At 63.8% G+C, this 13,888-nt stretch carries 14 protein-coding genes and 2 pseudogenes; 4 read left to right on the forward strand and 12 right to left on the reverse strand.

What is annotated here, in order from left to right:
* Window positions 1-174 (reverse strand): annotated as a pseudogene (locus KY084_RS14355) (IS701 family transposase); the annotation flags it as partial.
* Between the two features lie 170 nt (window positions 175-344).
* Between KY084_RS14355 and KY084_RS14360 the strand changes: the two are divergent.
* Window positions 345-644: pseudogene (locus KY084_RS14360) on the forward strand (transposase domain-containing protein); the annotation flags it as partial.
* On the forward strand, window positions 605-904 hold the full coding sequence (locus tag KY084_RS14365; protein ID WP_219239175.1) for a hypothetical protein: 300 nt from the start codon (window positions 605-607) through the stop codon (window positions 902-904). The pseudogene KY084_RS14360 and the gene KY084_RS14365, both read left to right, overlap by 40 nt.
* Here KY084_RS14365 and KY084_RS14370 read toward each other — a convergent pair.
* From KY084_RS14370 to recR, 3 genes are all read right to left on the reverse strand, one after another.
* Complete coding sequence (locus KY084_RS14370; RefSeq protein ID WP_343228034.1) at window positions 866-2,245, reverse strand: DNA recombination protein RmuC; 1,380 nt, start codon at window positions 2,243-2,245, stop codon at window positions 866-868. The genes KY084_RS14365 and KY084_RS14370 overlap by 39 nt on opposite strands.
* A gap of 142 nt (window positions 2,246-2,387) precedes the next feature.
* On the reverse strand, window positions 2,388-2,915 hold the full coding sequence (def, locus tag KY084_RS14375) for a peptide deformylase (protein WP_219239176.1): 528 nt from the start codon (window positions 2,913-2,915) through the stop codon (window positions 2,388-2,390).
* A gap of 61 nt (window positions 2,916-2,976) precedes the next feature.
* Window positions 2,977-3,573: a recombination mediator RecR gene (recR, locus tag KY084_RS14380; protein ID WP_219239177.1), complete on the reverse strand. Its 597-nt coding sequence runs from the start codon at window positions 3,571-3,573 to the stop codon at window positions 2,977-2,979.
* 59 nt (window positions 3,574-3,632) lie between these two features.
* Between recR and fmt the strand changes: the two genes are divergently transcribed.
* Window positions 3,633-4,535, forward strand: a complete 903-nt coding sequence (gene fmt, locus KY084_RS14385; protein WP_219239178.1) for a methionyl-tRNA formyltransferase — start codon at window positions 3,633-3,635, stop codon at window positions 4,533-4,535.
* Window positions 4,532-5,275: a tRNA pseudouridine(38-40) synthase TruA gene (gene truA, locus KY084_RS14390; protein WP_219239179.1), complete on the forward strand. Its 744-nt coding sequence runs from the start codon at window positions 4,532-4,534 to the stop codon at window positions 5,273-5,275. The genes fmt and truA overlap by 4 nt, the downstream gene beginning before the upstream one ends.
* Here truA and KY084_RS14395 read toward each other — a convergent pair.
* Genes KY084_RS14395 through KY084_RS16720 form a run of 8 tightly spaced genes read right to left on the reverse strand, consistent with a single transcriptional unit; the run spans window position 5,263 to window position 13,881 of the window.
* On the reverse strand, window positions 5,263-6,477 hold the full coding sequence (locus KY084_RS14395) for a class I SAM-dependent RNA methyltransferase (protein WP_246587197.1): 1,215 nt from the start codon (window positions 6,475-6,477) through the stop codon (window positions 5,263-5,265). The two genes, truA and KY084_RS14395, sit on opposite strands and share 13 nt — an antisense overlap.
* Complete coding sequence (locus tag KY084_RS14400; protein ID WP_219239180.1) at window positions 6,468-7,871, reverse strand: NAD(P)H-hydrate dehydratase; 1,404 nt, start codon at window positions 7,869-7,871, stop codon at window positions 6,468-6,470. Before KY084_RS14400 ends, KY084_RS14395 begins: the two co-directional genes overlap by 10 nt.
* Window positions 7,868-8,266, reverse strand: a complete 399-nt coding sequence (locus KY084_RS14405) for a hypothetical protein (RefSeq protein ID WP_219239181.1) — start codon at window positions 8,264-8,266, stop codon at window positions 7,868-7,870. Before KY084_RS14405 ends, KY084_RS14400 begins: the two co-directional genes overlap by 4 nt.
* On the reverse strand, window positions 8,247-9,968 hold the full coding sequence (gene ilvD / locus KY084_RS14410; RefSeq protein WP_219239182.1) for a dihydroxy-acid dehydratase: 1,722 nt from the start codon (window positions 9,966-9,968) through the stop codon (window positions 8,247-8,249). The genes KY084_RS14405 and ilvD overlap by 20 nt, the downstream gene beginning before the upstream one ends.
* A 10-nt stretch (window positions 9,969-9,978) precedes the next feature.
* Window positions 9,979-10,713 (reverse strand): N-formylglutamate amidohydrolase, encoded by a 735-nt coding sequence (locus KY084_RS14415; RefSeq protein WP_246587198.1) that lies wholly within the window; start codon window positions 10,711-10,713, stop codon window positions 9,979-9,981.
* The gene (locus tag KY084_RS14420) at window positions 10,710-11,447 is read right to left on the reverse strand and encodes an enoyl-CoA hydratase/isomerase family protein (RefSeq protein ID WP_219239183.1); all 738 of its coding nucleotides are present in this window, start codon (window positions 11,445-11,447) and stop codon (window positions 10,710-10,712) included. The genes KY084_RS14415 and KY084_RS14420 overlap by 4 nt, the downstream gene beginning before the upstream one ends.
* Window positions 11,444-12,274, reverse strand: a complete 831-nt coding sequence (locus KY084_RS14425; protein WP_219239184.1) for a 4-(cytidine 5'-diphospho)-2-C-methyl-D-erythritol kinase — start codon at window positions 12,272-12,274, stop codon at window positions 11,444-11,446. Before KY084_RS14425 ends, KY084_RS14420 begins: the two co-directional genes overlap by 4 nt.
* 14 nt (window positions 12,275-12,288) lie before the next feature.
* A complete protein-coding gene (locus KY084_RS16720; RefSeq protein WP_219239185.1) occupies window positions 12,289-13,881 on the reverse strand; it encodes a tetratricopeptide repeat protein in 1,593 nt (530 codons plus the stop codon).
* Window positions 13,882-13,888 lie beyond the last annotated feature (7 nt).

The following is a 13,888-nucleotide window of genomic DNA, read 5'->3' on the forward strand; positions in this document are numbered from 1 at the left end:
CGTCTTGCGCCGCTCATCACCCAACAGGCCATCAAGGAACAGATTGGCCGATGCCGCTACCCGAGCCTGTGTGAACAGGCTGCCCATCCGCGCCTTCACATCGCGCAAAGACGTTGCCCATAGCTCCAGTGTCGTCTCGATTGATGCGCCCGTCATCCACGGCCCCCTCACCATGGAAACCTATTGATTCAGAGTTCCAATCAATATGCAACTGTAATGATAGATCGAGATGTTCTACAATCCGGTGCGCAAGCAGGTCAGGAACGGGATCCTGTCACCCAACCAGTTCGAACAGCAGCAGATTTTGAAAGCAGAAGGCGTCCAGAAACTAGGGGCCACTCAGGGATGCGTTCACCCGTTTCCTCGACGATGGACGAGCCTGCATTACCAACAACGCCCCCGAACGGGCGCTGCGCTGCGTGCCGCTCGGTCGCAAGGCGTGGCTGTCCTGCGGCTCGGACCGCGACGACGGCCAGAGCGCCGCCATCCTCTGCACGCTGATCCAGACCGCGCGGTTGAACGACGTCGACCCGCAAGCCTGGCTCACCGATGTCCTGGCACACATTGCAGATCATCCAGCGCACTGGATCGACGATCTCCTGCCATGGAACTGGTCGTCCCACCAGATCGCCGCTGCCGCCTGATAGCTGAGCTGGACAAGGTCCATCACGTCTCCACGATCGCTCTCGTCGCGCGCCGGTTCGGCCTAGACGAGGACCGGATCGCCGCTCTCGCGGACGACATGGAACCCGAGAACGGCCTGATATGGGTCCTCACCCTGCACGACGAGGACAGCATCATGGCCTTCACGCCAGAGGGCATCGAATATCTCGAAGCCCTCATCGCCGACGAGGCACAATGGCGCCTACTCTGCGGCCTTCTCCGGAGGGATACGCTTGGTTAGCGGTCGTGAAGATTGCTCCACCATGGGAAGCGAATCGAGCGACTTTCCGGCGGTGTCGATATTCAGCGCCTCGAAACGCTTGGCGGATGTCATCACCTGTGATTCCAGGCTGCCGACAAAGCTGTTATACGCGCCCATCGCGGTGTCGAGATTTTTGCCCAGCCGGGCGACATGGCCGCTCATCGTCCATAACCGCGCGTGCAATTCCTTACCCAGTTCGGCAATTTCGCGTGCTTGCCCCGCCACCTTTTCCTGTCGCCAGACGGCGGCGACCGTTCGCGCGATGGCGATCAGGTTGGTCGGTGTCGCGATTAAAACACGCCGGTCGAAGGCATAGTCCCAAAGGTCGGGCGCATGTTCGAGCGCGGCCGAGAGGAAATGCTCGCCCGGCACGAACATAATGACATAATCGGGCGTGTCGTCGAACTGCGACTGATAGGATTTCGCCCCCAGCGCGTTGATGTGATTTTTCATCGACGCGACGTGCTGATCTAGGAACGCCGCGCGCTCCGCATCCTCGCTGGCGCCGTGCGCGTCCTGATAGGCGTTCAGCGAAACCTTGGCGTCGATTACCAGGCTTCGCCCGCCGGGCACCTTCACGATCGCATCGGGGCGCAGCCGCCCGCTTTCGGTATCGACGCTGACCTCGGTCTGAAAATCGGTGTGTTCGGTCAGCCCGCAGGTTTCGAGGACGTTGCGAAGCTGTTGTTCGCCCCAGCGACCCCGCGCCTTTGGGGCCGCACGAAGCGCGTTTACCAATTTGGCCGCTTCGCTGCGCACCGATTCCTGACCCACGCGCATTTCGGAGATCACGCCTTTCAGGTCGCCATAGGCTTCCTGACGCTCTTTCTCGACCTTTGAGATCGAATCCTCATAACGTTTCAGCGTATCCTGTACCGGCGCGAGCAGCGCCTTCAACCTGGCCTCGTTGCTTTTGCCCTCCTCGCTGAACCGGTCGTTGGCGCGGGCGAGAAAGGTCTTTTGCGCTTCGCCGAGCAGATTGTTGGCGACCTCGCGAAACTGGCCGGTCATGGTTTCGCGTGCCTCCACGAATTCTTGCACCCGCTCATCGTGCGAGGCCAGCCGGGTTTTCAGTTCTGCGCCTTCCAGCTTCACGGCATCGCGTTCGGCGCGGATCGTCTCTACCTGCTCACGCAGGCGGGGCAGTTCCGCCGCCTGTTCCTGCGCGCGGGCAAGATCCGTAATCGCCGCCTTGAATTCTTCGGTCCGCCGGTCGCGTTCTTCGCGCATCGCGGCAACGCCGCGCCCGCGGAGGAACCAGCCGAGCGCCAGCCCGACCAACAGGGTTGCGACGGCAATCAGAACGGCTTCGATACCCACGAAATACTCCCGGCAGACGCGTCAGAGCGTCATTTGCGCAAAACCGGAACATAGCCGGAACGATCACGCGACAACAGGGCGAATTCAGAAAAAATGCATTTGTCAGAATTACAGCACCTGAAGCAGACCCCCGCTGCCAGCGTCACGCCGCGGCTTTGCGCGCCTTTTGCAGCTTTTTCAGAATCATCTGACGCTTCAGCCGCGAAAGGTGATCGAGAAAGACAATGCCTTCAAGATGGTCCATCTCATGCTGCAGACAGGTTGCCAGCAGGCCATCGAGGCGCGCTTCATGGCTGTTGCCCTCTTCATCCATCCAGCGGGCGAAGCATGTCGCGGGCCGTTCGACATCGGCGAACTGCTCGGGCACCGAAAGGCAACCTTCGGTATAGATGTTCAGCGCCTCATCAGTTTCGACGATTTCAGGATTGATGAACACGCGCGGATCACGAACCGGGTTTCCGTCGTCATCTTCCTCTTCCTGAAGGTCGATGACCAGAATCCGCTTGGGCACGCCGACCTGAATCGCGGCCAGACCGATGCCCGGCGCATCGTACATGGTTTCGAACATGTCGGCGATAAGCTGACGCGTATCGTCAGTTACCGTTTCCACAGGCGTCGAAACGGTCTTCAGCCGCGGATCGGGCACTTCGATGATGGGTAGAATGGCCATGTCGACGAATTTAAGATGGAACGTGGCTCAAATCAACTTTGGGGCCGTCGGACATGCACCGTCAGTCCAGCGGACGACGCGCCCGAAGCGCCTGGGCAAGCGTTCCTTCGTCGAGATAGTCGAGTTCCCCCCCCACCGGCAGGCCATGAGCAAGCTGGGTCAGCCGAACGGGGAACCCCTCCAGCCGCTCGGCGACATAATGCGAGGTCGTCTGCCCCTCCAGCGTGGCATTGAGCGCGAGCACGATCTCGTCAATGCCGCCCTGTTCGATCCGCCGGATCAGCCGGTCGATCGTCAGGTCTTCGGGCCGCACCCCGTCCAGCGCCGACAGGCGACCGCCCAGAACATGATATTTGCCGGGAAACAGGCGCGAACGATCGAGCGCCCAAAGATCGGCCACCTCCTCCACTACGCAGATCGATGTCGCGTCGCGCCGCGGGTCCGCGCAGACGTCGCACGGATCGGTCGTGTCGACATTGCCGCAGATCGAGCATGTCGAAAGCCTGTCATTCACCGCGCCCAGCGCGGCGAGCAGCGGCTCCAGCGCCGTTTCGCGTTTCTTCATCAGGTGAAGCACCGCGCGCCGTGCGGAACGCGGGCCGAGCCCGGGAAGCCGGGACAGCGCCTGTGTCAGGGTGTCGATTTCAGGTGAAGCCATGGTTGCTGTTGCAGATAGGGGGTTGCATGCCCCCCTGCCAAGCGGCTTGAGAGATCGTCATGCGGATCATCATGATGGGAACCCCCGATTTCGCCGTGCCGACGCTGAACGCGCTGGCCGAATCCGGCCATGACATCGTCGCGGCATACAGCCAGCCGCCGCGCCGTGCGGGACGCGGGAAGGCGCTGCGCCCCTCCCCGGTGCATCAGCGCGCGGAGGAACTGGGGATTGAAGTGCTGACACCGACATCGTTGAGAGACGAAGCGGCGCAGCGCGTATTTGCCGGATATCGCGCGGATGTGGCGGTGGTCGCCGCCTATGGTCTGATACTGCCGCAAGCGATCCTCGATGCGCCCCGGCTGGGATGCCTCAACGTCCATGGCTCACTGTTGCCGCGCTGGCGCGGTGCAGCACCGGTGCAGCGGGCGATCCTTGCCGGCGATGAAAAAACCGGCGTCGGCATCATGCAGATGGAGGCCGGACTCGACACTGGCCCGGTGCGGCTCGAAGCCGAAACCGCGATCGACGGCAAGACGGCGGGTGTACTAACCAGCGAACTTGCCGCGCTTGGCGCAGGATTGATGGTCACGGTGCTGGCCAATCCCGCCGCTCACCCTCCCCGTCCGCAGCAGGGAGAACCGACCTATGCCGCGAAAATCGAAAAGTCGGAGGCACGACTTGATTTCACCGCCGATGCCGCCTCGGTCGAACGACAGGTACGCGCGTTCAATCCGGTGCCCGGCGCTTTCTTCGAACATGACGGCGACCGGGTGCGAATTCATGCGGCACAGGTGGTCGATGCCGCGGGGACGCCCGGCGCGATCCTCGACGACCGACTGACCATTGCGTGCGGAAGCGGCGCGATCCGCCCGCTTGCCGTACAACGCGCCGGGCGCGGCGTCATGACGCCGGAGGAGTTGTTGCGCGGCTTTGCCCTGCCCGAAGGAACGCTCCTCGCGTGACCCGCTTTGCCCTCACCATCGAATATGACGGGCGCCCGTTCATGGGATGGCAGCGACAACGCCATGGCCCCAGTGTTCAGCAGGCGATCGAGGAGGCAATTTACAGCATTACGGGCGAGGAGGTGCTCGTATATGCCAGCGGCCGTACCGATAGCGGCGTCCATGCGCTCGCCATGCGTGCCCATGTCGATATCGAAAAGCCGATCGAGCCCTTTCACCTGATGGGCGCGATCAATGCGCGGGTGCGACCCAATCCAGTCGCAATCCTTGATTGTCGCGAAGTCGCCGATGACTGGCACGCCCGGTTTTCATGCGTGGCCCGCGCCTATGAATATCGTATCGTCAACCGCCGCGCGCCGCTAACCTGGGAAGCGGGGCTGGCGTGGCAACTCGCGCTGCCGCTGGACGTTCAGGCGATGCAGGCGGCGGCGGAGCATCTGATCGGCCGTCACGATTTCACGACCTTCCGATCGGTCCATTGCCAAGCGGAAAGCCCGGTTCGAACGCTCGACCGGCTCACCATCGAACGCACGGGCGATCGGATCACGGTGCGCACCGGCGCTCGATCCTTTCTCCACCATCAGGTGCGATCGATGGTCGGGTGCCTGTCGCTGGTCGGGCACGGCAAATGGACGCCGGACGATATGCGGGCGGCGCTGCACGCGCATGACCGCGCCGCGCTTGGCCTGAACGCACCGGCCGACGGGCTGTATTTCGTCAGCGCCGCCTATCCCGATTGACGCGAGAAACAGGCGGCAAGCTCTACATGGGTCGACCAGCGAAACTGCCCCACCGGCTGCACCCAGTCGAGATTGTAGCCGCCTTCGCATAATAATTGAGCATCGCGCGCGAAGGTGCTGGGATTACAGGAAACATAAGCGACCTTCGGCGCGCTGGCGCTGGCAATCTGCCGTGCCTGCTCCTTCGCTCCGGCGCGCGGCGGATCGAGGACTATCGCATCGAACCGGCCGAGATCTTCGGCGCTTACCGGCCGGCGGTACAGGTCGCGATGATCGGCAAACACCTGCCGCCTCGCCATGTTCGCTGCCGTTTTTAACGCCATGACCGCGTCGCGCGCGGCTTCCGCGGCGTAGATTTTTGCATCGGGAAAGGCGAAGGCGAACGTACCGAGGCCCGCGAACAGGTCCGCTACCGCATCAGGCGATCCCGCCACTTCACGCACCGCCCCGACCAGCGCCGCCTCGCCATCCTCGGTCGCCTGAAGAAACGCGCCTTCGGGAAAAGCGACCGGGACGCCGCCAAGCGTTATCGTCGCCGGTTCGGGTTCCCAGCGCGGCTCCGGCCCCATCCCCTCATCCAGCGCAAGCCGGGCGAGGCCGTGTCGCTGCGCGAAAGCGGTCAGCGCTTCGATTGCGGAAAGATTGTCCGCACTAACCCGGCCGATCGTCACATCGACGCCCTGATCGGTGCTGACCAGATGCACGTCGGACCGCCCCGTTTTGGGCAATAGCGAGGCGAGCAGGCCACGCAGTGGCTGCAACAGCGCGAATAGCTCAGGGAGCATCACCTGACATTCCATCAGGTCGACCAGCGCGTGGCTGCCCCCTTGCGTAAAGCCTAGATGAACCTGCCGGCCGCGCCGTTCGGCATGAAGCGTTGCGCGTCGTCGCGTCTTTGGCGGCGACAGATGCGGTGCGCGGATTTCGCTCGCCAGTCCATGCTGGGCAAGCGCGGAGGCTATACGGTCGGTCAGAAAGCGCGCCCAGCTTTCATCATCGAGATGCTGAAGCTGGCAGCCGCCGCATTCGGGAAAATGGCGGCATGGTGGCTCGCGATGATGCGGGCCGCGGCGCAGCGCGCCATCGGGACGAAGCCGGTCGCCCGGCGCTGCCAACGGCACGTGCCGGCCATCGGCGGTCACGCCGTCACCGCGCGCAGCCACGCCGATGATTTCCGGCATATTTTCTTCGTCTACAGACATTCTTCGATCGCCTGCGGGATATGGCGGATAAGCCTATCGGCGGCAAAGGCTGCCCCGGCGAGCTCCGCCGCGCGGCCGTGTAGCCATACCGCGTGGCAGACGCCGCAGCGCCCCTCGACCGCAAGCCGCGCACCCACCAGTCCGGCAAGAATATCGCCGGTTCCGGCGGTGGAAAGCCACGCTGTCCCGGCATTGGCAACGGTGAGCTGCGTAAGCCCTCCGATCACCGTGTCCGGCCCCTTGTGCACGATCACGGCGCCACAATCGGCCGCCGCATCGCGCGTACGTTCGATCTTCCCGCGCCCGTTTTTACCAAACATGCGTGCAAACTCGCCAGCATGCGGAGTGAGGATCGACACCGCGTCGCGCTTCGCAAAACACTGCGTCGCCCCCTCGCCCAGCAGCGTCAGGGCATCACCATCGAATACCGTCGGGTGCGGCGCGGCGAGCACGGCCTCCAGCTTCGCGCGCGCAGCTTCACTGCGGCCAAGACCCGGCCCGATCACCACCGCGCCGACCCGCGCATCATCAAGCAGGTCGTGAAGCGCTTTCGCGTCATCGACGCGGGCATGAACCAGCGCATCCGGCCCTGCATCGGCACTTCCGGTCCCTGCGAGCAGGACATAGCCCGCCCCGCCGTGCAAAGCCGCGCGAGCGGCAAGGCGGGACGCGCCGGGCATCTCGCCCTCCACGACCACCACCATGCCGCGGCTGTATTTGTGCGCGTCCGGCGCGGGCGGTGTCAGACGCGGGCGCGCGAGCTTCACGACCTCAGGCGATATGGGGATACCGATATCGGCAAGCAGCACATGTCCGCACCGTTCAAGCCCGTATCCCAGCAGATGCGCTGGTTTCAGGCTGCCCAGCGCGACCGTGACGTCAACGCGGGCAGCGCCCATATCGCCGCCGCTGTCGGTGTCGAGGCCGGAGGGAAGATCGATCGCCAGGCTGAATTGCGCAGCCGCGACCAGGCGATGGAGCGCGGCTTTCACCGCGCCCTCAATCGGTCGTGACATGCCGGTGCCGAAAAGCCCGTCGATCAGGACCGCACGCGGTTCGGCTTGTTCGAGCGGGACAGTATTCCCCGTCCAGCGCTGCCGCATCTCCTCCGCCGCGCCATCGCGCTTACCCCCCAGTGCCGCAACCGTGACGTCATGCCCTCGCTCCGCCAGCAAGCGCGCGGCGACATAGGCATCTCCGCCATTATTGCCCGGCCCTGCAAGCACCAGAATCGATCGGTCCATAGCGAAGCGCAGCGCCGCTTGCGCCACCGCCGCTCCGGCGCGTTCCATCAACTCGCCTTGGGCCACACCCTTGTCAAAACACGCCTGCTCGGCATCGCGCATGGCTTGCGCGGTCAGCACCGGCGTGCCCGGCGGTATACGAAGCGTCATGAGGCCACCGGTCCCACGGTCGCTGGCAGGCGATAGCGCGCGCCGCCGATCGCAACTTCGATCTGATGTTTGCCGATCACCGTCACCTTCGCTTGTTCGGCTCCATCGGCGGCAACCACGCCGCGTCCGTCCGTGGTGATCCGCAGGGTATGAAAACCGCCATCGGGCTGATGAACGGTCAGGATCGTCCCTCGATCTGTCGCAGTTCGATCAAGCGTGCAGACGCGTGCGAAATCGTCCGACCCAGAAAGCGCGCAAAGGATGCGGCCATCATTCGACGCCGTCTCGCTTTGCTGTCGCTCGGCATTGGCGATGGCCTGCTTATTCGGCGTACCACCGCCACAGCCGGCAAGCGTCAGGACAAAAAGGATCGCGCTATAGATCCGCATAGACATGGGTTTCGGCCTTTGCTCCGGGATGCGTCACCGCCCCCTTAACCGCCGGACCGACATTTTGCGAATAGCGCCACAGCGCGCCAGCCTGATAATCGTTCATGCGCGGCCGCCATTGCTCGCGGCGGCTCATAAGGATTTCTTCCGCGACGTCCAGATCGATCGTACCGGCTTCGGCGTCGATCCGGATGATATCGCCATCTTCGATCAGCGCGATCGGCCCGCCATCGGCCGCTTCGGGACCAACATGCCCGATGCAGAAACCGCGCGTTCCGCCCGAAAACCGGCCATCGGTTATCAGCGCCACCTTTTCGCCCATGCCCTGCCCGTACAACGCGGCGGTGGTCGCCAGCATTTCGCGCATTCCAGGACCGCCCTTCGGCCCTTCATAGCGGATGACGATCACCGATCCTTCAGCGATGTCGCGGTTTTCGACCGCTTCGAAAGCATCTTCCTCGCAATCGAACACGCGGGCGGGCCCTTCGAAGGACAGCCGCTTCATCCCGGCGACTTTGACGATCGCCCCTTGCGGCGCGAGGCTGCCTTTCAGGCCGACGACGCCGCCTGTCGGCGTGATCGGGTTGCGGATTTCGCGAATGACCTTCTGTTCCGGGTTCCAGGTGACCCGATCGATATTCTCGCCCAGCGTGCGACCGGTGACGGTCATGCAATCGCCGTCGAGAAAACCGCCCGTCAGCATGGTCTTCATCAGCATGTAAACACCGCCGGCTTCGTACATGTCCTTTGCGACATATCTGCCACCAGGTTTCAGGTCTGCGATATAAGGCGTTGATTTGAATATCTCAGCCACGTCGAACAGATCGAAATCGATTCCCGCTTCATTGGCCATCGCGGGCAAATGGAGCGCGGCATTGGTCGATCCGCCAGTCGCCGCCACCACGCGCGCGGCGTTGATGAACGCCTCCCGCGTGCAGATGTCGCGGGGGCGGATATTGCGCGCGATCAGATCCATGACCTGCGCCCCGGCCGCGATCGCAACCTCTTCACGGCTTTGATAGGGTGCCGGGATCATATTCGAATTGGGCAGGCTAAGGCCGATTGCCTCTCCGACGCATGCCATGGTGTTGGCGGTGAATTGCCCGCCGCACGCGCCATGGCCGGGACAGGCGACCTTTTCCAGTTCGATCAGTTCCTGAAGCGGGCAATTGCCGGCGGCGTGCTGCCCCACCGCCTCGAACACATCGACGACAGTGACATCTCTGTCGTGGAACCGGCCCGGCAGGATTGATCCGCCGTAAACAAAGATCGACGGTACGTTGAGGCGAAGCATCGACATCATCATACCGGGCAGCGACTTGTCGCACCCGGCAAAGCCGACCAGCGCATCATAGCTGTGCCCGCGAACGCTCAGTTCGACCGAATCGGCGATCACTTCGCGGCTTGCAAGCGAGGACTTCATTCCTTGCGTCCCCATCGCGATCCCGTCGGTGACGGTAATAGTGTTGAACCTGCGCGGCGTCCCCCCGCCCGCGATAACGCCTTCGCGCGCGGCATCGGCCTGTGCGTTCAGCGTGGTGTTGCATGGCGCACTGTCATTGCCGGCGCTCGCCAGCGCGACGAAGGGTTTGGCGATGTTGTCCTCGCCAAGGCCCATCGCGTAATAATAGCTGCGCTGGGGAGCACGTTCTGGCCCGACCGATACGTGACGGCTGGGCAGGCGGGTTTTGTCGAATTTCTGGGTCATGGGCGACAGCCTATGTCGCGGAAGGGCCTTGCGAAGCAAGACTGTTGCCCGTTTCGGTCAAAATTTCTTCGATGACGCCGCTCCAGTGCGCAACACCAGCATCGTCGCTGATCAGATCGTTGCGTATTTCGATCGACATGCAGGCGATTCCCGCCGCTTCGGCATGCCGGTTCAGCGTGGCGTTGAGCAGCTTGCCCGAATAGGGCTGATTGTCACCGGCGACAATTTCGCGCCTCTCCAGCGCGCCGAGCGCTATCCTCGCCGCACGATCATCCTGATTGTACAGGATGCCGACCTGCCATGGCCGCTCGTCGCCGCCGCTTTCCAGCTTGGGAGTGAAGCTGTGGATTGCGGCGATGAAGGCAGGACGTCTTTGCGCGATCTGGGCCGCGACGGCGGCGTGATAGGGATCGTGAAAGCGCGCGATCCGGCCGTCGCGATCCGCTTCCCGGTTGCCCGGAACCGGGTGGCCGTCGCTGACGATCGGAATCAGTCCTGCGTGATCCGCCTCGCGATGAAGATCGATGACCAGTCGAGAAACCGTGGCGAGCACGGCACGCGCATCAAGTGCCGCCGCGAGACGACGGGTCACCGCCGCTGCCCCGATATCGATCGCAACGTGCTTGTTCAGGATCGCTTCGGAAACGCCGAGATCGACCCCCGGCGGCACCCGGTTCGACGCATGATCGCACAGCAGCAACATATCGCCCCCGCCCGCGATGATTTCCGGGATTTCTACGGTCATTTCGCTTTCCGGTTAAGGAATGCCGTCATCCGCTCATCAAATGCTTCACTGGCGAAGCGTTCGTCGAAACGTTCGGCATGGCCGGGTGCGGCGGGATCGCGCAGCACGCATTTCAAAGCCGCCACCGCATCGGATGCATTTGCGGCGATGCTGCCCGCCAGTGTGTGCCCCTCCGCCTTGGCCGAAGCGGCGCGAACATCCGCAAGGCCGATCGCATGCGCCCGATCGGATGCAATGGCTTCGCCGGAAAACAGCATCAGCGCCGACATGCCTCGCCCGACCCGCTGCTCCAGCCGTGCAATATCTTTTGCCGGATAGCTTAGCCCCAGCCTGGCGGGCGTCGTCGCGAAACTGGCGCCGTCGCCTGCAATACAGATGTCGCAGGCGAGCACCAGCGCCACAGCAGCGCCGAAACAACCCCCATCGACGGCAGCGATCACTGGCATCGGCAGGTCGGCGACCGCTTCGATACCCGCCGCCATTGCCTCGCGAAAGGCAACGCGCTTCGCTGGATCGGATCGCAAGGCAGGAAATTCGGTAATGTCCGCCCCGGCAGAGAAAATCCCGTTGACGGGGGAATACAGCAATACCACCCGCGCATCGCTTTGACGTATCGCATCGCAGAGTGCTGCCAGCGATTGCCAGCCGGCAACCGGAATCGCATTGCGCGCATGGGGGCGTTCGATGCGAATAATCGCAAGCGGCGCTTCGATGGCAAGGGTGAAAACCGTCACAGAAGCTCGCTTTCCAGCAGCCACCAGTCGGGATGCGCGGCGGACACCACGCTTGCCGCATCGGCGCATGCTTGCGCGGAATCGAAAAGCGCAAAGCAGGTCGCGCCGGAGCCGGACATACGCACCAATCGGGCCCCCGGCTGCCGCTCCAGCAGCGAAAGCACATCGGCGATCACCGGCGCGAGGGCGATGGCGGGTTTTTCCAGATCGTTGCGTGCCTGCACTGCGCGGGAAATCAGATCGCCCTTACCGATCGGGCCGCGATCGATTCCGTCCCAGCCGTCGAAGACCTGTCCGGTGGAAAGCGCAACGCCCGGATTGACAAGCAGCACCGGCGTCCCCGGCATGCCGGCGAGGGCGCTCAATGTTTCGCCCCGCCCCTGCCCCAGCGCTGTCATGCTGCGCAGGCAGGCAGGCACATCCGAACCCAGCCGCTCGGCGCAATCGATCAGGCGGGGGTCGCCCATATCGACCATATGCATCGCAGCGAGCCCGCGCAGCGTCGCTGCGGCGTCGGCCGATCCGCCACCGATCCCCGACGCCACCGGAAGCTGCTTGTCCAGCGTGATCGCGACCGCACCGCGCAAGCCGAAGCGTTCGCGAAACAGATCGCGAGCACGAGTGACCAGATTGTCGTCCTCCCCGGTCAGCGAATCTGCAAAAGGTCCGACAATCGTGAAACTGTCGGCTTCCGCCGGGGTGAGCGCTATCTGGTCGCCATGCCGGGCAAATACGAACAGGGTTTCAAGCGCGTGATAGCCATCGTCCCTTCGGGCGCGCACGTGCAGCGCCAGATTGAGCTTCGCCCAGGCAGTTTCCTCGATCATCGCCGCGCCGCCGCTCACTTTGCGGGCGAAAGTCCGTTGGCGATCTTTTGCTGCAGCCGCTGTGCATCGGCAGCTTCGGCATAGATCGCAGCGGCGCGCCAGGCATAGCGCGCCTCATATTTGCGCCCCGCGCGCCAATAGGCATCGCCGAGATGTTCGTTGATCGTAACATCGGCCGGTTCCGCCTGCGCCGCTTTTTCCAGCAGCGGCACCGCCTGCGCCACGCGACCCTGCTTGTAATAGGCCCAGGCGACTGAATCGGTGATCGACGGATCATCCGGTTTCAGTTTCAGCGCGCGTTCCAGCATCGCCTGCGCCTTGGCGACATCTTCGCCGCGCTCCACCCGTGCATAACCGAGATAGTTCAGCGCCACCGGTTCGTCGGGCGCCATTTCGACCGCCTTTTCGAGCAATGGCAGTGCAGCCTGCCAATCGCCCGCCTGTTCCAGCGCGCCGCCGCGTTGCAGGTACAAAGCCCAGCCGGCACTGCCATCGGTCATCGCGATTGCCCGACCATAGGCGTCGGCCGCCTGCGAATAGCGTTCGGCGTCGGCGAGCAGGTCGCCATAGGCGCGCACGTCTTCAACCGTCGCGCTGTCATCGCTCGCCAGCGCTTTCGCCAGCTCGAGCGCTTGGTCGGCCTGCCCAGCCCGGCTCAACACCGCACGGCGCTCAACCTTTGCCATGCGCGAAATACCGCTGTCGGGGCCGATCGTCGCCAGCGCGTGCTCAGCTGCGCTGTCAGCGCCCTCACGCGACAGCGCATCCGCCAGCGTCAGCCGGGCGCGATCATATTGCGGGTCCATCAGCAGCGATCCGCGCGCGAGCAGCGTGGCCAGCGGCGTCAGCCGATCGCTGCCCAGGCTGGATGCGAGTTCGGCATAAAGCCGCGAAAGGCCGAAACGTGCGCTCGGCTTCACGCCGTTGCCCAGCGTTTGACGTAGCGCCACCAAAGTCGGGCTGTCCCCGCCAAGGAACATCTGCGCCAGGTCGTCATGCCCCTTGGCCGCCAGAAGCTGCGCCGCGTTCAGGCGCAGGTCGAGGTTGGAGCGTTCGGATATCAGCAGCGGCTTCAGCGCATTGACGCCCTTTTCCGGTTCGTCCGCCGCGATCAGCAGCAATGCGTGGTGTTCGGTGACGTACCGCCGCGCGAGCGCATTATCCTGACCCTCGGACAATTGTTTTGCGGCTTTCGCAGGCCCGTCATCAACCGACAGCCAGGCGGTGACAATGGGGCGCAGGAAATCGAGCGGCCCGGAAGAAAGTTCTCCGGCATAGCCCCGCGCCGCCTTTTCGTCATCGCGCGCGACGGCGTCGGCAAGAAGCAGCAGGCTGCTGTCGGGCGGCGCGGCATCCGCATCGCGAAGCACGCGCACCGATCGAAGCGCGAGCTTCATATCCCCCGCCGTCAGCGCTTCACGATAGGCGCGAAGCGCGACCAGCATATTGTTCGGAGCCGCATCCAGCGCCTCGCCATATCCCTTTGCCGCCTGCACGCTTGCGCCATCGGCCTCCGCCGCGCGGGCGCGAATATAGGCGGTAAGGTCATCGCTGCGCTCGCTCGCCGCGGCCGGAACCGCGGCGGCAAGCGCCACGGCGCCGATCACAATACGA

It is taken from the genome of Stakelama flava (genome assembly GCF_019351405.1).
GTDB lineage: Bacteria > Pseudomonadota > Alphaproteobacteria > Sphingomonadales > Sphingomonadaceae > Sphingomonas > Sphingomonas flava_A.